General features: G+C 66.2%; 16 protein-coding genes. 9 read left to right on the top strand and 7 right to left on the bottom strand.

What is annotated here, in order from left to right; genetic code table 11:
- Positions 1–948: group II intron reverse transcriptase/maturase (gene ltrA / locus VMI09_08675; protein HTQ24757.1), on the bottom strand; the 948-nt coding region annotated here is incomplete at its 3' end.
- Between the two features lie 671 nt (positions 949–1,619).
- On the opposite strand from ltrA, the gene VMI09_08680 reads away from it, so the two are divergent.
- Positions 1,620–2,180: a macro domain-containing protein gene (locus VMI09_08680; protein HTQ24758.1), complete on the top strand. Its 561-nt coding sequence runs from the start codon at positions 1,620–1,622 to the stop codon at positions 2,178–2,180.
- 36 nt (positions 2,181–2,216) lie between these two features.
- On the opposite strand, the gene VMI09_08685 is transcribed toward VMI09_08680, so the two are convergent.
- Both VMI09_08685 and VMI09_08690 read right to left on the bottom strand, forming a co-directional pair.
- Positions 2,217–3,818, bottom strand: coding sequence for a DHA2 family efflux MFS transporter permease subunit (locus VMI09_08685; protein ID HTQ24759.1), 1,602 nt, complete (start codon positions 3,816–3,818; stop codon positions 2,217–2,219).
- Between the two features lie 9 nt (positions 3,819–3,827).
- The gene (locus VMI09_08690) at positions 3,828–5,471 is read right to left on the bottom strand and encodes a DHA2 family efflux MFS transporter permease subunit (GenBank protein ID HTQ24760.1); all 1,644 of its coding nucleotides are present in this window, start codon (positions 5,469–5,471) and stop codon (positions 3,828–3,830) included.
- A 289-nt stretch (positions 5,472–5,760) separates the two neighbouring features.
- Between VMI09_08690 and VMI09_08695 the strand changes: the two genes are divergently transcribed.
- The 4 genes from VMI09_08695 (at position 5,761) to sixA (ending at position 9,507) form a co-directional block, all read left to right on the top strand.
- Positions 5,761–7,491: a Ppx/GppA phosphatase family protein gene (locus tag VMI09_08695; protein HTQ24761.1), complete on the top strand. Its 1,731-nt coding sequence runs from the start codon at positions 5,761–5,763 to the stop codon at positions 7,489–7,491.
- 68 nt (positions 7,492–7,559) lie between these two features.
- On the top strand, positions 7,560–8,213 hold the full coding sequence (locus tag VMI09_08700) for a hypothetical protein (protein ID HTQ24762.1): 654 nt from the start codon (positions 7,560–7,562) through the stop codon (positions 8,211–8,213).
- Positions 8,203–8,985: a thymidylate kinase gene (locus tag VMI09_08705; GenBank protein HTQ24763.1), complete on the top strand. Its 783-nt coding sequence runs from the start codon at positions 8,203–8,205 to the stop codon at positions 8,983–8,985. The genes VMI09_08700 and VMI09_08705 overlap by 11 nt, the downstream gene beginning before the upstream one ends.
- An 18-nt stretch (positions 8,986–9,003) precedes the next feature.
- A complete protein-coding gene (gene sixA, locus VMI09_08710; GenBank protein HTQ24764.1) occupies positions 9,004–9,507 on the top strand; it encodes a phosphohistidine phosphatase SixA in 504 nt (167 codons plus the stop codon).
- An 85-nt stretch (positions 9,508–9,592) separates the two neighbouring features.
- Here the strand turns inward: sixA and VMI09_08715 are convergent, their stop codons facing one another.
- The 4 genes from VMI09_08715 to VMI09_08730 all read right to left on the bottom strand — a co-directional run bounded on the left by VMI09_08715 (position 9,593) and on the right by VMI09_08730 (position 14,347).
- Positions 9,593–10,690, bottom strand: a complete 1,098-nt coding sequence (locus tag VMI09_08715; GenBank protein HTQ24765.1) for an LLM class flavin-dependent oxidoreductase — start codon at positions 10,688–10,690, stop codon at positions 9,593–9,595.
- An 87-nt stretch (positions 10,691–10,777) separates the two neighbouring features.
- A complete protein-coding gene (locus VMI09_08720) occupies positions 10,778–11,662 on the bottom strand; it encodes a hypothetical protein (protein ID HTQ24766.1) in 885 nt (294 codons plus the stop codon).
- A gap of 29 nt (positions 11,663–11,691) precedes the next feature.
- Complete coding sequence (locus VMI09_08725) at positions 11,692–12,462, bottom strand: enoyl-CoA hydratase (GenBank protein ID HTQ24767.1); 771 nt, start codon at positions 12,460–12,462, stop codon at positions 11,692–11,694.
- A gap of 172 nt (positions 12,463–12,634) precedes the next feature.
- On the bottom strand, positions 12,635–14,347 hold the full coding sequence (locus VMI09_08730) for a tetratricopeptide repeat protein (protein ID HTQ24768.1): 1,713 nt from the start codon (positions 14,345–14,347) through the stop codon (positions 12,635–12,637).
- A 243-nt stretch (positions 14,348–14,590) separates the two neighbouring features.
- Here VMI09_08730 and hemE point away from each other — a divergent pair, with 243 nt between their 5' ends.
- Genes hemE through dinB form a run of 4 tightly spaced genes read left to right on the top strand, consistent with a single transcriptional unit; the run spans position 14,591 to position 19,318 of the window.
- Positions 14,591–15,661 (top strand): uroporphyrinogen decarboxylase, encoded by a 1,071-nt coding sequence (gene hemE / locus VMI09_08735; protein ID HTQ24769.1) that lies wholly within the window; start codon positions 14,591–14,593, stop codon positions 15,659–15,661.
- The gene (gene hemH, locus VMI09_08740; protein HTQ24770.1) at positions 15,658–16,584 is read left to right on the top strand and encodes a ferrochelatase; all 927 of its coding nucleotides are present in this window, start codon (positions 15,658–15,660) and stop codon (positions 16,582–16,584) included. The genes hemE and hemH overlap by 4 nt, the downstream gene beginning before the upstream one ends.
- Before the next feature lie 23 nt (positions 16,585–16,607).
- A complete protein-coding gene (gene hemG / locus VMI09_08745) occupies positions 16,608–18,083 on the top strand; it encodes a protoporphyrinogen oxidase (protein ID HTQ24771.1) in 1,476 nt (491 codons plus the stop codon).
- Complete coding sequence (dinB, locus tag VMI09_08750; protein ID HTQ24772.1) at positions 18,080–19,318, top strand: DNA polymerase IV; 1,239 nt, start codon at positions 18,080–18,082, stop codon at positions 19,316–19,318. The genes hemG and dinB overlap by 4 nt, the downstream gene beginning before the upstream one ends.
- Positions 19,319–19,337 lie beyond the last annotated feature (19 nt).

The following is a 19,337-nucleotide window of genomic DNA, read 5'->3' on the forward strand; positions in this document are numbered from 1 at the left end:
CTGCCCTGCTCCGGGATGGGACGGTGCATGCGCCGCTTGAGTTCGGCTTTCACCTCGCTCAGCTTGGCTTGCAGCCTTTTGCGTATCGTCTGCCTGAGCACTGTGAACATTCCGTTGCTTCTCTTCTTCCCGCAGATATGCACTGAAGCCGAGAAAGTCGAACGTCTCGGGCCTCCCCTCGCCGCGTCGCTGTCGGTTCTTGGCCGCAAACGGGCCGAACTCCAGCAGGCGGGTCTTGTCGGGGTGCAGTTCCAGTGCGAACTTGCGCATTCGTTCGGCCAGTTCTTTAAGGAACCGCTCGGCATCGGACCGCTCCTGGAATCCGAGCACGATGTCATCGGCGAACCTGATGACAATCACGTCGCCGCTTGCGTACTTGCGGCGCCACACCCGGACCCACAGGTCGAACGCGTAGTGGAGATAGACGTTCGCGAGCAGCGGCGAAACGCTACTACCCTGCGGAGTCCCTTCTTCTACTCGCCTTCGCTTCCCATCCTCCAGCACGCCGGCGTTCAACCATTTCTGGATGAGCCGCACCACGCGCCGGTCCGCAATCCGGTGCTCGACGAACTTCTTAAGCCAGCCGTGGTCGATGGAATCAAAGAAGCCACGGATGTCCAGGTCGAGCACCCAGTTCACCTTCTTCGTCAGCAATCCGGCGTAGAGCGCGTCCAGCGCGTTGTGCTGGCTGCGTCCGGGCCGGAACCCGTACGAAAAGCCAAGGAAGTCGGTTTCGTAGATGGCGTTGAGCACCTCGACCGTGGCGCGCTGCACGACCTTGTCTTCCAGCGTCGTCACTCCAAGCGGCCGCTGCCGCCCGTCCGCCTTGGCGATGTACACCCTGCGCACCGGCTTGCCTCGGTACGCTCCACGCCTGAGCCTATCAGCGAGGTCTTGGAGATTTTCCTCCAGTCGCTCGCCGTAGCTCCGCCACGTCTCGCCATCCACCCTGCGGCGGCGTCTCGCTTGAGCGCCAAGTAGGCCGCCTGCAGGGTATGCAGGTCGTAGATGTGGTGCAGGAGCGCAGTGAACCGCATCCTCCTATCTCTGGCCGCCGCCAGACGTACCCGCGCAAGCGCACTTTGCGCGCCTTGCCGGCGCTGGGTCCGGGGCGCGTTTTGCTTGAGCGGATTCCCCTTGGCCGGTCCGCTTCCCTCCATCTCCTCCGCCGCCGGTTGCCCGGCCTTGTTCGGCGACTTCAGCGGTACTACCGGACCGTCCGACTTCCTGTGCTCGTTCATCGTCGGCGTACGTCCTTGGACTTCCCGACGCGTCCCGCCGCCCCATCAGCAGTGGGCGGGCACAGGATCTCCCGGTTCTCGCGCGAGGTGTTTCCGTACGTGCACGGGGTCTCTGACCGCGCGGGACCCAACCGCACCTCGCGCTGGCGATGCGTTCGGTATTGCCTTCCGCTTCTCCTTACAGCGTCAGCATCCCGAAGCAAGTTTCTTTCGCGGCTGAATACCCGGCCCGCACGTACCCCTGTCAACGCTTCGACGCTTCCCTCCCGGAAAGCTCCGCATGACTCGGGGCCGTCATGGGTCCCTGGCCCTTTAACGTGTGACTCTTGCATTCACAACACCTGCCGGTTTATCCCGGCGCACAAGGAGATCTGCACAATGGACCACGGATGGCGCTCGAGAGTGGTGCTGCGTAAGGGCGATCTCACGGAAGCGGCGGTCGATGCGATCGTCAACGCGGCCAACAACGACCTCATCCTGGGCGGCGGCGTAGCGGGCGCGATCCGCACGAAGGGTGGCTCGTCGATCCAGGCCGAGTGCGACAAACTTGGACCGATTCCGATCGGCGAGGCGGCGATCACCGGCGCCGGCAATCTGCGCGCGCGCTATGTCATCCACGCGGCCTCGATGAAGCTCGGCGGGCGCACGAGCGAGGCGGCGCTGCGCGCTTCGACGCGCAATTCGCTCAGACGCGCGGCCGAGCACGGAATTAAATCGATCGCGTTTCCGGCCATCGGCACCGGCATCGCCGGTTTTCCGATCGAGCGATGCGCCGTTGCGATGCTGGAGGAGATTCGCGGCCATTTGCGCGGCGCGGCGCCGCCCGCGCAATACGCGCCGGTCGAGCGCGTCGAGCCTGTCGAACGAGTCGAGATAGTTCTGTTCGACGATTTCGCGCTGGACGCGTTCAAGGACGCGCTCGCAAACATGGCCGACTGAGAAGGCAATCGTGGCGATTGGCCGAAGCCGTCTAGCCTAGTGCGCGGCGGAGGGGCCGGCGGCGCGGTGGCCTCTGCGCAAGAGCAAGAAGCCCGGTATCATCAGCGCCATGACCGTCGCAAGTATGCGATAGATGTCGTTAAAGGAGAGGATCGCGGCCTGCGCCTGGATCGCGTTGTAGATCACGCCGAAGCCCTGATGCTGTCCGGTTATCATCTGCGGCAGGTAATGGAAGGTCGGTGCGCCCGGCATGCGCGGCCCGCTCTCGCTGAGCTTCCAGGCGTCGAAGACCGAGAGATGCTCGGTCAGGCGCGACTGGTGGATCTGCTCGTGATCGACCAGCATCGTGGTCATGTAGGCGATTCCGATCGCGGCGCCGGTGTTGCGCATCATGTTGTAGAGGCTCGCGGCGTAGCCGATCTTCTCGCGCGCCACGACCGCGAGCGAACTCGCCGAGAGCGTGGGAAAGATCATGCCCATGCCGAGACCCATCACGATGCTCGGGATGACGACGACCCACAGGCTGACCTCGAGATCCCAGCCTGACATCGTCCAGAGCCCGATCGTCATCAGCACGAATCCGATTCCGACCAGCGGGCGGGTGTCGAAGCCGCGGCGCGCAATCTGTCCGATCACGATCATCGATAACATTGTCGCGAGTCCTCGCGGCGCCAGCACCAATCCGGCCTTCCATGCGGTGTAGCCCATCAGCTCCTGCAGGAAGATCGGCATGAGCAGGCCGGTGCCGTAGAGCACCGAGCTCATCGCGACGATCAGCACCAGTCCGACGCTGAAAACTTTGATCCTGAGGATCCGCAAATCGAGGATCGGGTCGGAGATGCGCAATTCGTTGATCGCGAGGACCGCCATCGCGGCCGCGCTCAGCAGGCTGGTCCAGACCACCCAGGACGAAGCGAACCAGTCGGCCCGCTGGCCGCGGTCGAGCACGATCTGCATCGCGCCGAGCCCAACCACCAGGCAGGCGATCCCCAGGTAATCGACCTTGCCGCCGCGCGCGCGATGCTGGCGCAGGAAGGGCGGATCGTGCACGAACGCCGAGACCATCAGGAAGGCGACGATTCCGATCGGCACGTTGATGTAGAAATTCCATCGCCAGTTCCAGTTGTCGGTGATCCAGCCGCCGAGCGTCGGCCCCATGATCGGCGCGACCATCAGGCCCACGCCCCACGTCGCCATCGCGAGCTGCTGCTCGGCCGGCGGAAAGGTTTCCATCAGGATGGCCTGCGACGACGGCACCATCGCGGCGCCTGCGGCGCCCTGTATGAGGCGGAAAATTACCATCTGATCGAGCGAGGCCGCGGCGCCGCACAGTGCCGAAGCGACCACGAAGACCGAGACCGAAATCATGAAGTAGCGTTTGCGGCCGAAGCGCGACGAGATCCATCCGGTCATCGGGATCATGATGCCGTTGGCGACCAGGTAGCTGGTCAGCACCCATGCGATTTCGTCGACGCTGGCGGAGAAGCTGCCCTGCATATGCGGCAGCGAAACGTTGACGATCGAGGTGTCGAGCACCTCGAGCGTGGTGCCGAGCATCACGGCGAGCGCAACCAGCCACTTGTGGGAGGACGCGGCCGACTCGGCGTGCGCGGCGCCGCTCTGAACTGCGGCTTCCATCGGGCGGCGCTACTCGGCGTGCGCGGCCATTACCTGAGATTCGATCTCAGCCTGGAGCGGAGAATTGCCGCGCGCCGGCGCGGCCTGCCCGCGCCTTAGGCAGAGAAACATCGGGACCATCGCGAGCATCAGCGCCGCCAGGATCCTGTAAAGATCATCGAACGACAGAATCGAGGATTGCGCGGTCACCATTGCGTACATTCTGCCGAGGCCCTGTTTCTGGCCCGAGATCAACTGACCGAGGAAATCGAACTGCGGACTGCCCGGCATCGACGCGCCTCGCTCGCCCAGGCGCCACGCTTCGAACACCGACAGATGTTCGACCAGCCGCGACTGATGCACCTGCTCATAGTTTACCAGCATGTTGGTGAGATACGAGATGCCCATCGCGGCCCCGGTGTTGCGCATCAGGTTGAACAGGCTCGCCGCGTCGCCCATCCTTTCGCGCTTGATGCCCGAGAACCCCACCGCCGCGAGCACCGGAAACAAAATCCCAAGCCCGCTGCCCAGCATCACGCTGTCGAGCGCGACGACTCGCGCGCTGACGTCGAGGTTCCATTGCGCCATCCACCAAAGCCCGATCGCCGAAAACAGGAATCCCACTCCGATCATTGGGCGCGTATCGACCCGCAGCCGCGCCAACTGCCCCACCGCGAACATCGAGAACATCGCGGCCATCGCTCGCGGCACCATCATCAAGCCCGCGCGCCACGCCGTATATCCCATCAGCTCCTGCAAAAAGACCGGCATGAGCAGGCCCGTACCCCACAGCGTCGCGCTCAGCACCACCATCAGAAAAACCGACACCGAAAAGACACGGTCCTTGAGAATCCGCAGATCGACGATCGGATGGGCAACCTTCAGTTCGTTGATCACCAGGGTCGCAAACGCGAGCGCCGCGCCCCCCGTCGCCATCACCACCCAGTTCGAGGCAAACCAGTCTGCGCGCTGTCCGCGGTCGAGCACGATCTGCGCGAGGCCGAGGCCGACCACCAGGCAGGCGATGCCGACGTAGTCCACGCGCCCGCCGCTTTTGCGGCGCTGGCGCAGATAGGGCGGGTCATACACGAACGCATAGACCATCGCGAGGGCGACGATTCCGATCGGTATGTTGATGAAAAAGTTCCAGCGCCAGTTCCAGTTGTCGGTAATCCAGCCGCCGAGCGTCGGCCCCATGATCGGCGCGATCATCAGCCCCACGCCCCACGTCGCCATCGCCATCTGCTGCTCCTCGGGTGCGAAGGTCTCCATCAGGATCGCCTGCGAGGAGGGCAGCATCGCGGCGCCCGCGGCGCCCTGCATAAGCCGGAACAGCACCATCTGTCCGAGCGAGCCTGCAGCACCGCATGCCGCCGACGCCGCCACGAAGGTCCCGACCGAGGTCATGAAATAGCGCTTGCGGCCAAAACGCGCGGAAATCCATCCGGTCATCGGAATCATGATGCCGTTGGCGGCGAGGTAACTGGTGACTACCCAGGCGATTTCGTCCACGCTGGCCGAGAAGCTGCCCTGCATGTGCGGCAGCGAGACGTTGACGATCGAGGTGTCAAGCACTTCGAGCACGGTGCCGAGCATCACCGCGAGCGCGACGAGCCACTTGTGCGTAGCGATCGGATGCTCTTCGGCAGCGGAATTCGAGATGGCGCCGGCCACGCAGGGATTACCCGGGCGAAAGCCGTATCCGGCGGGCTGGGCTACGCGCTGAAGAGATTACGGCGGCGCCGATGTTGTCGTCCGATTTGCCCATCGACAGCCCAGCCCTCCGCGACTGTGCTCCCCCAAGCGCCACAACTATGCCCCAGGAGGACATCGATTGAAAAGGCGCGCCGGCTCGCCGCGCGCTTTCCACAGCCTGCTTGCGACGCGCCGCGCGGCCTGTGAAGCGATCAGGTTTGGCTATGGTGACAATCGTTCCAACGCGGCATAGCCTTTGATTATGCGCTTGGCCGCCATTGATGTCGGTTCCAACTCGGTGCACATGGTGATCGCCGACGTGCGCCGCGACGGCCATTTCGAGGTCATCGACCGGGTCAAGGAGATGGTGCGGCTCGGCCGCCGTGCGTTCACCAGCGGCAAGCTCGCGCGAGAACCGATGGAGCTGGCGGTGCGCGCACTCAAGAATTTCGCGCATCTGGCCAAGGTCCGGCGGGTCGATCGGATTCGCGCAGTCGCGACCAGCGCAGTGCGCGAGGCACACAACCGTGAAGCCTTTATCGCGCGCATCCGGCGCGAGACCGGCCTTAAAGTTGAAATTATCTCGGGCGCCGAGGAGGCGCAGTTCATCTTCAGCGCCGCCCGTCACGCGTTCGGCCTCGAGGGTGGGCCCTACCTGCTGATCGACATCGGCGGCGGGAGCGTCGAGCTGGTGCTGGTGCGTGACGGCGAAGCGCTATGGATGGAAAGTTTGCCGCTCGGCGTCGCTCGGCTGACCGAGCGCTTTCTCACTTCCGATCCGCCCGAACCGGCCGAAGTGCGCAAACTCGAAGAACACCTCCATCGCAAGCTCGACGCGCTGCTGCGCAAGGCGCGCCGGGCCGAGGTGGTGCAGGCGATCGGCACGTCGGGGACCATCAATGCGCTGGTCGCGATGGCGCGGGTGGCCCGCGACGGCGAGCAGGACAGGCTGCACGGTCTGAGCATCCCGGCGACCGACGTGACCTGGCTGCGCAACCGCCTGCTCAAGCTGTCCGCCGACGAGCGCGCGGAGCTGCCAGGCGCCGACCCCAAGCGCGCCGACCTGATACCGGCGGCAGCGGTACTGACGGACTTTGTGCTGGAACACGCGGCCGCGCCCGAACTCGTCGCATGCACCTGGGCGCTGCGCGAAGGCATCCTGCTGAGCATGGTGAAGGCGGGCGCGCGCGGACGCCGCACGATCGAGGCGCGGCGGCGCTCGGTGAGCGCGCTGGCCCGGCGCTTCGGCGCGCTCAACGGGCACGGGCCCCAGGTTGCACGCCTCGCGTTAAAGATTTTCGACGCGGCCGCGCCGCTGCTCAAGGCGGGCCCGCAGTCGCGCGAGCTGCTGGAACACGCGGCGCTGCTTCACGACATCGGACGCGTCATCGACCACGACCGCCACAATCGGCACACCTATTACCTGGTCAAGAACGCCGAGCTTTTGGGCTTCGATCCGCTCGAGATCGAAATCATCGCGCAGGCAGCGCGCGGTCATCGCAAGCCTTCGGCCCGTCTCGACTCGCCGGAGTTCCGCTCACTCAATCCGGCAAAACGCTATTTGGTCCGTTCGATCGCGGCGATCCTGCGGTTGGCCGATGCGCTGGACCGAAGTCACTTCAGTGTGGTTAAAGATATAACCATCAGACGTTCGCCGGACCGCTTCACCATCACAGTCGATGCCGCAGATGGACGGGCAGACCTTGAGCTATGGACGTGCGAGAGAAGATCGGACCTGCTGTCGAGGCTGCTGAACCGTCAGGTAACGGTCAAACGGCGGAAGCACCGGCAAAAGGTTCGATCGCCGCGCGCCCGGCGGTCCACGGTTCGGCCCAAGCGAGCGCGGCGGGCTGTGGTTCGATCGAAGCAGGCGCGAGGACGAACGGCTCCTCCGAAGCGGGCAATGGCGCGGCGCGCACGGCCGGCAATGGTCCGATCGAAGCCGGCGCGGGGACGAACGGCTCGGCCGAGACGGGCGACGGCGCGGCGCGGACGCTAAGGGCTCATCGCCACACCCTGCTGAGCTCGCCCCATCCCTACCCGGGACGCCTCATCGCGGTCGAAGGAATCGACGGCTCGGGAAAATCGACTCAACTGAAACTTCTGGAGCGATGGCTGCGGGCGCGCGGTTACCCGGTGTACTTCACCGAGTGGAACTCTTCGCGCCTGGTGCGCAACTCGATGCGCCGCGGCAAGCGGCGCAATCTGCTCACGCCGAGCACGTTCAGCCTGCTACACGCGGTCGACTTTGCCGACCGCTTCATCTACCAGATTCTCCCGCCGCTGCGCGCCGGGATGATCGTGCTCGCCGATCGCTACGTTTATACCGCGTTCGCGCGCGACGTCGCGCGCGGCGTGCATCCCGATTGGGTACGCAGCGTTTATCGCTTCGCGCCGCGCCCCGATCTTACGTTCTTTTTCCGCGTGCCGATCGACGTTTCGCTCGAGCGCCTGCTGGCCGGCCGCGCCAAGCTCAAGTATTACGAGGCCGGGATGGATCTCGGGCTGTCGACCGATCTCGCGGAAAGCTTCCGCCTTTTTCAGGGACGCGTGCTGGAGAACTATGACCGGCTGGCCGAGGAATTCGACCTCCGGGTCATCGACGCCAATCACGACATCGCCGGCCAACAGAAGGTCGTGCGGCGGATGACCGGGGAAATCCTGCGCGAATACGACGAGCAGCGCGCACGCGTCCATCATGGCAACTCGCATGGCCATTAGACCATCGCGCGCCAAACGATGGCACGGCCACGGCTTGCCCTATCTCGACGAGAAGCCGCTGCCCGGCCATCTCATCGTGATCGAAGGCACCGACGGCGTCGGCCGCTCGACCCAGGTCGAGTTGCTGCGCGGATGGCTCGAGCTTGAGGGCCATGCGGTCAGCAATACCGGATGGACGCGCTCGCCGCTGCTCTCGGCCACGATCGCGGACGCCAAAGCCGGCCATCAGCTCACGCCGATCACCTTCAGCCTGCTCTACGCCGCCGATTTCGCCGACCGGTTGGAGCACGAGATTCTGCCCGCGCTGCAAGCCGGCTTCGTGGTGATCGCCGACCGCTACATGTACACCGCCTTTGCGCGCAACGCCGTGATGGGCACCGACCCGGAGTGGACTCACGAAGTCTTCGGGATGGCGCTGGTGCCGGACCTCGTCCTGTATCTGGAAATCGACGTCGATACGCTGGTGCCGCGCGTGCTCCGCGGCAAAGGGATGGACTACTGGGAGTCCGGGATGCATCTGGCGCTGTCGAGCGACATCTTCGACTCGTTCCAGAACTATCAGCGGCGCATCATCGAGGAGTACCGCCGCCTCGCGCGCGATTTCGGCTTCGTCACCATCGACGCCCGCGAATCGATCAGCAAGATTCAGAGCGAGATCCGCGCGCACGTGTCGGATTATCTCCGCCGCGCGCACAACGGCTTCCAGCCGCAAGCTGACGGTCCCTCGCCCGCTCCGTCGGCGCGCCCGCTCGCGCAGGCGCGCAAGGGCTAGTCGGATAGCCCGCGTGTCATGACGCTCTATATTCTGCGCCACGGATCGGCCGAGAACGAACCGCCGGGGGGCGGCGACGACGGCGCGCGCCGGCTGACCGCCCGCGGCCGAGAAAAAGTGCGCGAAGCGGCGGCCGGGATGCGAGCCTTGGGTATCAAGTTCGACGCGATCCTTTCAAGCCCCCTGCCGCGCGCCGCTGAAACCGCGGAACTCGTCGCCGCCGCGTACCCGGGCGGACCGGCGCCGGAGACTTGCGCGGCGCTCTCCACCGGAGCGTCGCCAGCCGAGACCGTCGCCGCGCTCAAGCCCTATGCGCGGCACGACAATCTTGTGCTCGTCGGACACGAACCGGGACTGAGCGGTATCGCTTCGCTGCTGCTGACCGGGTCGGCCAACAGCGTGAGCTTCGACCTCAAGAAAACGGGAATGATTGCGCTCGACCTTGCCGACGGCATCGAGCGCCGCGGCGCGCGACTGCTGTGGGTGCTCACGCCGCGCCAGTTACGCCGGATGGGCAAGTAACGGCCTTCGCTCCGATACGAAAAAGAAAAAGGCCCGCAGCGGCTTTCGAGCCGTCGCGGGCCTTCGCGATCGCGCGTTCTTTGCGTTACGCCGAGGCGCGCAGCGGCTCGAAGCTGTCTTCGCCCCAGCTTCTAACCTCGGGCAGGACCTCCTTGGCAATCAGCCGCATGCTCGATTCGGCGTCCTTGAACGGCAGGCCGGCGTAGCTCGTACAGACGTTCCATTCGAAATCGCCGATCTTGGCGCGCCGGCGTTCGAGCTTGTCGAGCAGCTGCTGCGGCGTGCCCCACGCCTGCTCCATCGCGAACGTTTCGGCGGCCTTCTCCAACCCGGTCTCGCGCAGGATCTGGCTCGCGTTGGCGTAATTCTCGTAGCCCTTGAGCCTGGAGTGATAGTCGTCGTTGAACTCGTAGTGTTTGATCACCGAGAGGTAGTAGCCGGCGATATGGCGGCGGGCCAGCTCTTCGGCGCGTCCGGCGTCGCGGTCGCAGTAGGTGAAATCGATCGCGAGCGGCGGCGGCGCCGGCCGATGCTGATGCTTGCGGAAGGCCTCGCGATACATCTCGATGCCGGGCAGATGCTGTTCGATGCTGAACTGCACGAAGAACATCATGCGGCCGCCGAGCTCGCCCACGATCGGCGCCGAGTCGGGCGACATCGCGACACCATACAGGCGTGCGTCAAACGGACGCTCGGGGCGCGGCTTGATCTCGGTGCGCACCTGCTTGTAGTAGCGCCCGTTGCCTTCCATATAGCCCGTGCGCAGCGCCTCGAGGATCATTTTTGCCGACTCGTTGAAGCGCTCGCGCGATTCATTCATGTCGATATTGAAAATCCGGTACTCCATCCGCGCAAGCCCGCGCCCCAAGCCCAGGATGAAGCGGCCGTTGCAGAGCGCGTCGAGCATCGAGACTTTCTCGGCTACCCGCAGAGGATCGTTCCACGGCAGAATCACGGCCGCAGTGCCGAGATGGATTTTGCTGGTGCGCCCAGCCAGGTAGGTGAGCACCTGGAAATTGTCGGGCAGCTCGGAATAGGAGTCGAAGTGATGCTCGGCGCTCCAGATGGTGTCGAAGCCGAGCGGCTCCGCAAGCTCCGCGATTCGCATCTCCTGACGCACCATCTCGGCGTCCGATAGCCCCTGATGCGCGTTCTGGAACAGCAGCATGTACCCGGTTCTCATAGTGTCACCTCGCCTGTCGAATCATAACCATTCACATATAGCCATATATCGCGTTGCGCGGAAGATATCCGTATCTGCCCCCGGCGCTCAGTGCGGTAGTCCTGCGCCGACGCCCGCGGCGCCCGGCGGCTTGACGAATTTCAGCACGAAGCGGTCCTGCTCGCCGCGATGCTTCATCACGAACCAGGTGCGGTCGTCCTTGGGCTTGCGCAGCACCGCGGAAGCCGCGGCCAGTCTGAAGCCGGCCTGCTTGATCTCATTGGTCTCGAAGGCTTCGTCGATACGATGCAGCGTCTTGGCGTCGCGCGCGCCCGAGCCCGCAACGGCGCTGTTGTCGATCACGCCGTAAACGCCGCCCGGCTTAAGTGCCCTGAATACCGCCGCGTTTATTTTGGTGCGATCGTAACCGCGCCCCACCAGGTCATGGTAGTTCATGTCGATGATCACGGCGTCGAGCGATTCGGGCGGCACCGGCAGTATGGCATCGGGCTTGTCGAAGGGCTTGGAAAGCTCGACCACGTTGCTCATCCCGGGCTCCTGGAGCCGCGCCTTCCACGCCTCCTCGCCCTTTTTGAAGGCCGGCGGGAACGGACCGTTCTGCGAGTAAACCTTTCCGTTCGGTCCCACCACGCGCGCCAGCAACTCGGTCGTATAACCGCCCCCGGCCCAGAGGTCGGCAACCTTCATCCCGGGCGCGATTCCGAAAAACGCCACGATCTGCTCGGGGTGGCGCGACGCGTCCAGTTGCTTGTCGGCCGCCGGACGATCCGGCGAATTGATCGCGCCTGTAATCGCCTGGGAGACCTGGGGCGGAACCTCGCCATTAGCGGGCATGCCGGCGTCGGCCGCTGCGGCGAGCTGATTCGCGCCTAGGGTCCCCAGCGCCGTGAGCGCCAGAGCAACCGCAAAGATCATCGAAAAGACCATCGACGGAAAGATCGCCGCGGGAACCGAAAGCCGTCTGAACATCATACGTCCTTTCCGGGGACCGCTCGCCGCCGTCAGCGGCGGGCCTGCGAGCGTCCGCGCTCAACCACGGCGGCGCGGCGGTCCGCCACGCCCTGGAAATTGCGGCTTAAGTTGAAGGCGCGGAAAAAGTCCTGCTCGATCCGCAGGCCGTCGCCGAGCGGGGCCTCGGTCGCGAGGTTGATCAACCGCTTCACCTGGCGCACGACGCGCTGGTCTGCACCCTGGATTTGGCGCGCCAGTTCGCCCGCGGCTGTCATCAGTTGATCGGCCGGCACCACGCGGTTGACCAGACCGAGCCGCTCGGCATCGCGCGCATTCAGATAGTTCCCCGTCAGCGACAGTTCCTTGGCCTTGCGCACGCCGACCGCGCGCGGCAGCCGCGCCGACATCCCGCCGCCCGGCATCACGCCGACCCGCGCGTGCGTGTCGGCGAACTGCGCCGTTTCCGAGGCGATGATGATGTCGCAAGCGAGCGCCAGTTCGAAACCGCCGGTGACGGCGTAGCCATTGACCGCCGCGATTACCGGCGCTTCCATCCGCTCGACCACCGAGATGAAGGTTACGCCGCCGGTCTCGCGGAGCCCCTCGGCGCCAAGTTCGGTGAGGTCGAGCCCGGCCGAGAATGCGCGCCCGGCCCCGGTCAGGATCACCACGGCTACGGCAGGGTCGGCGCCAAGCTCCTGCATTGCGCGGCAAAACGCCCCCCGCATCTCGCGGTTGAGCGCGTTGAGCTTTTCCGGACGGTTGAGCGTAACCGTCGCGATTCCGTCCTCCCGGCCGACCGTAATCAGTTGCTGACTCATCGAAAGCGCCACCCTCTGCCGCCAGAGCTAACACAGCCCGCTCCGGGCGTAAAACGGAGCGGCCGATGGACAATTCGCGGCAAGCGCGCACGACCGCCGGCATCGGCGGGCCGCGTCTATCGGCTAAATGAGATCGCCGCGCTGGCGACTATACCTATAGCCGCGTTGCGGACTAGCCGCGGCCGCGACTCGCCGACGAGGGCAACGGAGTCGGATTGCTGTCGGCAAAGCGCCAGGCCTTGCGGAACTGCTCGCGCGTCTTTGCGGCCTCGGCGGTCTTGCCCTCGGCGCTAAGGCATTGGGCGAGTCCGTACAGTGAGCGGGGATTGCCGGGGTTCATTTTCAAATCTTCGCGGTAGACCGCCTCCGCCTCCTGCGTCCGGCCCATCGCCAGCAGTTGGGCGCCGAGCGATTCGCGCACCGGGAAGTACCAGATCGGCGGCTCCTCGTAGATCAGCGCGTCCTGCAGGCGGACGGCATCAGCAAGCTTGGCGGCGGCGCCCTTGCGATCGCCGCGCGCCGCGGCGATCTCGCCGGCAACGACGATTACCGCAACTTCCGCGACGTTCTTCGCGCGATTACTGGTGCCGAGCGGCCGGTCTGGCGCGATCGCCGCCGCCGTCGCTTCGAGTTGCTTGTGCTCGCTTATGGCCTCAGCGCGCTTTCCCTTGGCGCTGTATGCCAGCGCCCGCGCGTAGTGCCACATCGCGCTCGTGAACGGCAAGTCCGTGGGCGGCTTGGGCTCCCTGAGGACTTCATCCCACATCCCGAAACGGACTTCGACGAAGTACGGCATCGGCACCAGGAACTCCGCCATCGGCATCCCGCGCACCGCGTCGAGCGGCACCTTGGTCTCGAGCAGGCGGGCGCTCGCGAGCGCCTCGCGCTTTCGTCCCTCCATCATCTGCGAGTAGCAGAGGAAGTGAATGTTGTGAGTGTAGTACATCAGCGGATAGACGCCGCTCTCGCTGGTCCTGGCAAAGAACGCGTTGTCCGCCTTGATGGCGCGTGCGTTGACCTCGGCGGCGTCGTGAAAGCGGCCGGTGCGCACGTAGATGTGCGAGGGCATGTGCACCAGGTGGCCCGAGGCGGGCGCGAGCGCGCCCAGTCGATCCGCACTTGCCATCGCACGCGCGGGATCGGGCGAGGCCTCGACCGCGTGGATGTAATAGTGGTTCGCGCCGATGTGGTTAGGATCCTTCTTGAGCACGGTTTCCAGCGTGGCCACGATCTCGAGCGTGTCGGGACCGGGCTTGCCGTCGACGCTCCACAGACGCCACGGATGCAAATCCATCAGCGATTCCGCGAACAGCGTCTGCACGTCGAGATCCTCAGGGTACTTGTGCGCCACCGCGCGCATCGCGTTTGCGTATGCCTGGTCCTGGGCGGGCGAGCCTTCCCCATTGGCGCCGTAGCGCTGCGACAGCGCGTCGATCAAATCGCGCTCCTCGGGTGAAGCGCCGGACTTGAGCGTCTGCGCTCGCGCGACCGCGTCGTGCGCCTTCTTACCGCGCACCGGGTCTCCCGGCAGGTTGTAATTCGGCCCCAGCACAAGCGCGACTCCCCAATATGCCATCGCCATCTGCGGATCGAGCTGCGCCGCCTGCTCGAACGAGCGTTCCGCCTCGTCATGGTTGAACCCGTAGGTGAAGGCGAGGCCCTGGTCGAAGTACTTCTGCGCAAGCGGAGACGCGGTGGTGACCGGATGATGCACCGGGCCGAGGCCCGCGTAGAGCGCAATCGTGGGAGCGGCCGGCTTTGCTGAAGCTCCGGCCGGTGCCGAAGCCGGCGTCGTGTCGCCACGCGACGATGCGGCCGGCATCAGCGCGGCGGCGGCAGCGGCTAACAACCCTGCCGCAAAGACAAGGCACATTCCCTGTTTCATTCTCTGACCCCTGATGAATTTGTCGCCCTTGAGCGCGCGCACTTGCGGCGCGCTTGCAGGCCGCGGTCCCCCGCGAACCCTATAGCAACGGGACGGAAGCGAAGAAAGCCAACGCCGGTCCGCGGCCCCGTGGACTTGGCCGCTCGCGGCGCGCCAAGATAAGCGCGTGACACAATGCGTCCCAAGTAATTCGCGAACGCGAATGTTTTACACGAGAAAGATCTGCGCGAGCATGATCTGCAGATGACGCCTCGAGCCGAAGCCCGAGCCGCATCAGCGCCGCCGCTCGACGGCCATCCGATGATGCTCGCGTGCAGGCGCAAGCCCGCGCCCTATACTCCCGTGTGGCTGATGCGCCAGGCGGGGCGGTACATGCCGGAATATCGCCGCGTACGCGCGCAGCACGATTTTCTCGAGATGTGCCGGCGGCCGGAGATCGCCGCCGAGGTCACGGTCACCGCGGTCGAACGCCTGGGCGTCGACGCCGCGATCATCTTCGCCGACATCCTGCTGCCGCTAATTCCGATGGGCGTCGGGCTGCAGTACGAAAAAGATGGCGGCCCAACGATCCAGCGGCCGGTGCGCTCGGTTGCCGATCTCGATCGGATCGCGCCGATCGACGCCGCCGGCGAACTGGCTTTTGTCGGCGAGGCGATCCGGATGACGCGCCGCGCGCTCGGCGATCGCGCACCGCTCATCGGATTCGCCGGCGCGCCCTTCACGCTTGCGTCCTATCTCATCGAGGGCGGCGGCTCGCGCCAGTACCAGGCGACCAAGACCATGATGTACACCGAGCCCGCGACGTGGGATCGCCTGATGGGAATGCTGGCGCTCGCCACCGTGGATTATCTCAACATGCAGATAGCGGCGGGCGCCGAGATGGTGCAGCTATTCGACAGTTGGGTCGGCACGCTCGGACCCGACGACTATCGCCATTTTGTCCTACCGCACACCGCGGCCGTGATCTCGGCGCTGCGCCCGGGCGTACCGGTGATTCACTTCGGCACCGGAACCGGAAATCTGCTGGAGCTGATGCGCGATGCGGGCGGCGACGTTATCGGACTCGATTGGCGCGTCGATCTGGGCGAGGCGTGGGCGCGCCTTGGTTACGACGTTGGCGTGCAAGGCAATCTCGACCCGGTCGCACTCTTCGCGGACATCCCCGAGATTCGCCGGCGCGTGCGGGCGATCCTCGATCGCGCGGCCGGACGCCCCGGCCATATCTTCAATCTAGGCCACGGTATCCTACCCGAGACGCCGGTCGACCACGTGCGCGCGCTGGTCGACGCGGTGCACGAGATGAGCCGCAAGTGAACGCTCAGGACCGATACGGCGCAGTGCTGATGATAGGTTTCGGCGGACCAGCCAGTCTCGCCGAGATTCGCCCGTTCCTCGACCGCGTGACCGCGGGACGGCCGATTCCACGCGAGCGTTACGAGGAAGTCGTACATCATTACGAAGCGATTGGCGGGCGTTCGCCGTTCAACGAAATAACCGGGCGCCAGGCGGCAGCGCTGCGCGAGCGGCTCGCGCGCGGGGGGGTGGAGATTCCGGTCATGCTCGGGATGCGCAATACGTCGCCGTGGCTCGACGACGCTCTCGCCGAGCTTGGCCGCGCCGCGGTGCGGCGCGCGCTCGGATTCGTGCTCGCGGCCCATCGCTGCGAAGCCAGCTGGGACCGCTACCTGCGAAACGTCGAGGACGCGCGCGCACGTGTCGGCCCAGCGGCGCCGGCGATCGACTACCTCCGCGAATGGCACGCGCACCCGCTTTTCATCGAGGCAGCGGCCGACCGTGTCGCCGACGCGCTCGCGCGCCTCGAGCCCGCCGCGCGCGCGCGCGCGATTCTCATCTTCACCGCGCACAGCATCCCGGCCGCGATGGCGTCGGCGAGCCCATACGTCGAGCAGCTGCGCGAATCCGCGGAGTTGATCGCGCGGCGCCTCGACCGGCGCGAATGGAGGCTCGCCTTTCAAAGCCGGAGCGGCAATCCGCGCGATCCGTGGCTCGAGCCCGACGTATGCGATGTGCTCTGCGGAATCGAGGGCCGGGCGGCGGTGATCGCGCCGGTCGGCTTCATCTGCGATCACGTCGAAGTGCTGTACGACCTCGACGTCGAGGCGGCGCGCGTGGCGCGCGAAGCGGGCGTGACGATGGTGCGAGCGGCGACCGTCGGCGAGCATCCGCAGTTCATCGAGATGATCGCCGCGCTGATTCGCGAGCGCATGCTCGCCTGACCCGGCGGGAGCGGCAGGGCGGGATGGCTCAGGGCGGCGCACCGCGAATCGCGATTCTCGGCGGCGGAATCGGCGGGCTCAGCGCCGCATTTCGACTGCTGGAATTGTCGGCCCGGCATGAAGCGCCGCTCGAGGTCACGCTGCTCGAGCGCAGCGCGCGCCTTGGCGGCCCGCTCTATACGATCCGCGAGCGGGACTTCATCGCCGAGGCGGGCGCCGACTCGTTCCTTACCGAAAAGCCCTGGGCGCTGGACCTCGCGCGCCGCGTCGGCCTCGAAGACGACCTGATCGCGACGTGCGCCGAGTTCCGCCGAACCTACGTCGTGCGCCGCGGCGAGCTGGTTGAAATTCCCGAAGGCTTCTCGCTGCTCGCGCCGGCGCGGATGCTGCCGATGCTTAAAAGTCCGCTGCTCTCTCCGCTCGGCAAGCTGCGGGTGATGATCGAACCGGTGATTCCGCGCCGCCGCGGCGATCGCGACGAAAGCCTCGCGTCATTCGTTACGCGCCGCCTCGGCCGCGAGGTGCTCGACAGAATCGCGCAGCCGCTGGCCGGCGGAATCTACACCGCCGACCCGGCCAGGCTCAGCCTTAAGGCGACGCTGCCGCGCTTTGCCGAAATGGAAGCGCGCTACGGCAGCTTGATCCGCGGATTGCGGGCGGCGGCGCGCAAGCAGAGCGCCGCGCCCGGCGGCACCAGCGGGGCGCGATGGAGCCTGTTCGCGAGCCTTCGCGGCGGAGTCGGCACCCTGGTCGAGGCGCTCGCGCAAAGGCTGGGCGAGCGCGTGCGGCGCGGGGTCGAAGTCGTCGCGCTCGAGCGGATAGCAGGCGGCGCAGACGGGCGCGGGACGCGATGGCGCGTGGCGATGGCCGACGGAGCCGCGCTGGAGGCTGACGCGGTGATTTGCGCACTGCCGGCCTATCGCGCCGCGCCGCTCTTCGAAACGTGCGCATCCCCGCTTGCGCGCGCGCTCGCGGCGATCGGCTACGCGTCGGCGGCGGTGGTCAACCTGGCGTATCGCGAAGGCGACCTTCCGCGCGCGCCGCGCGGCTTCGGCTTCGTCGTCCCCGCACTCGAGCATCGCAGAATCATCGCCTGCAGTTTCACCAGCCTCAAGTACGAGGGCCGCGCGCCGGCCGGGACGATCCTGGTGCGCGGGTTCGTCGGCGGCGCGATGCAAAGCGAACTGATGGCGCTCGACGACGCCGCGATGGTCGCAGTCGTGCGCGAGGAGTTTCGTGCGCTGCTCGGCGCCGAGGTGGCGCCGCTGTGGTCGCACGTCTGCCGATGGCCCGATTCGATGCCGCAGTATGCGGTGGGGCATCATGGACGCGTGGCGGAAATCGAGCGCGCGGCGGCCGCCTTGCCCGGACTCGAGCTTGCGGGCGCGGCGCTGCGCGGCGTCGGAATTCCCGACTGCGTGCTAAGCGGCGAGCGCGCGGCACAGACGGTTTTTTCGGAGCTCGGGCGGGCGCGAGCGCCGGCGCGAGCATCAGGATGACTCCCGGTGGCGCGGCATCGTGGCCGCGCGTAATCGCGCACGCCGACATGGACGCGTTTTACGCGTCGGTCGAGCAACTGGACAATCCCGCGCTGCGCGGCCTGCCGGTGATCGTCGGCGCGCGCAGCCGGCGCGGCGTCGTGACCTCGGCTTCGTACGAAGCGCGCCGCTTCGGAGTGCGCTCGGCGATGCCCGCGCACGAAGCGCATCGGCTATGCCCTAACGGCGTCTTCGTGCCCGGACGGATGGCGCGTTACGCGGAAATCTCGCGCGCGGTGCGCGCCGTTTTCGACGAGTTCAGCCCGATCGTCGAACCGCTCTCGCTCGACGAAGCCTTTCTCGATCTCACCGGGACGCATCGCCTGTTCGCCTCGCCGACCGAGGCCGGGGACGCGCTCAAGCGCCGCGTGCGCGAGGCGACCGGCCTCGTGGTGTCGGTCGGAATCGCGCCGACCAAAATGGCGGCAAAAATTCTGAGCGATCTTTCCAAGCCTGACGGTCTCCAGATAGTCGGGCCGGAGGGCCTCGTCGATTTTCTAAGTCCGCTGCCGGTCGAGCGGCTGTGGGGCGTCGGAAGAATGACGCTCACGCGGATGAATCAGGTGGGAATCGCCACGGTGGGCGATCTCGCGCGCGCCGACGCCGCGAAGCTGCGCGCGATGTTCGGCGCAATGGGGCCGCATCTGCACGAACTCGCGCTCGGACACGATCCGCGTGCGGTCGTCGGCAACGGCGAACGCAAATCCTACGGCGAAGAAAGCACGTTCGAGCACGACCTCGCGCTCGAGTCGATAGACCTCGCGCGCGTGCTTATCGCGCACGCCGATGCGCTCGGGCGGCGGCTTCGCGCCGACCGGGTCCGCGCGCGCACCGTGACGCTCAAGCTCAAACTCGCGCGGCCACTTGGGCAGGGCCGCTACCCGATCCTCACGCGCAGCCAGTCCCTGGAGGCGCCAACCGACGACGGCGCCGAAATCTCGCGCGTCGCGCGCGCGATGCTTGCGCGCGTGAGCGAACGCGAGCGGGTGAGGCTCGCCGGCGTCCAGGTGCACAACCTGGTGCGCGACGCCGAGACCGCACAACTCGCCCTGTTCGGCGCGGCGCCGGCGCACGACGCGCGCCGCGATCGGCTGAACCGCGCGCTCGACCAGGTTGCCGAGCGCTTCGGCGAAGAAGCGGTCACGCGCGGACTCGCCCATGCGGAACGCGCCGCGCCCACACGCCGGATAAAGTAGGTCCTGCTAACGTAGGTCC

Source organism: Candidatus Binataceae bacterium (assembly GCA_035500095.1).
In the GTDB taxonomy this organism is placed as follows: domain Bacteria; phylum Desulfobacterota; class Binatia; order Binatales; family Binataceae; genus JAKAVN01.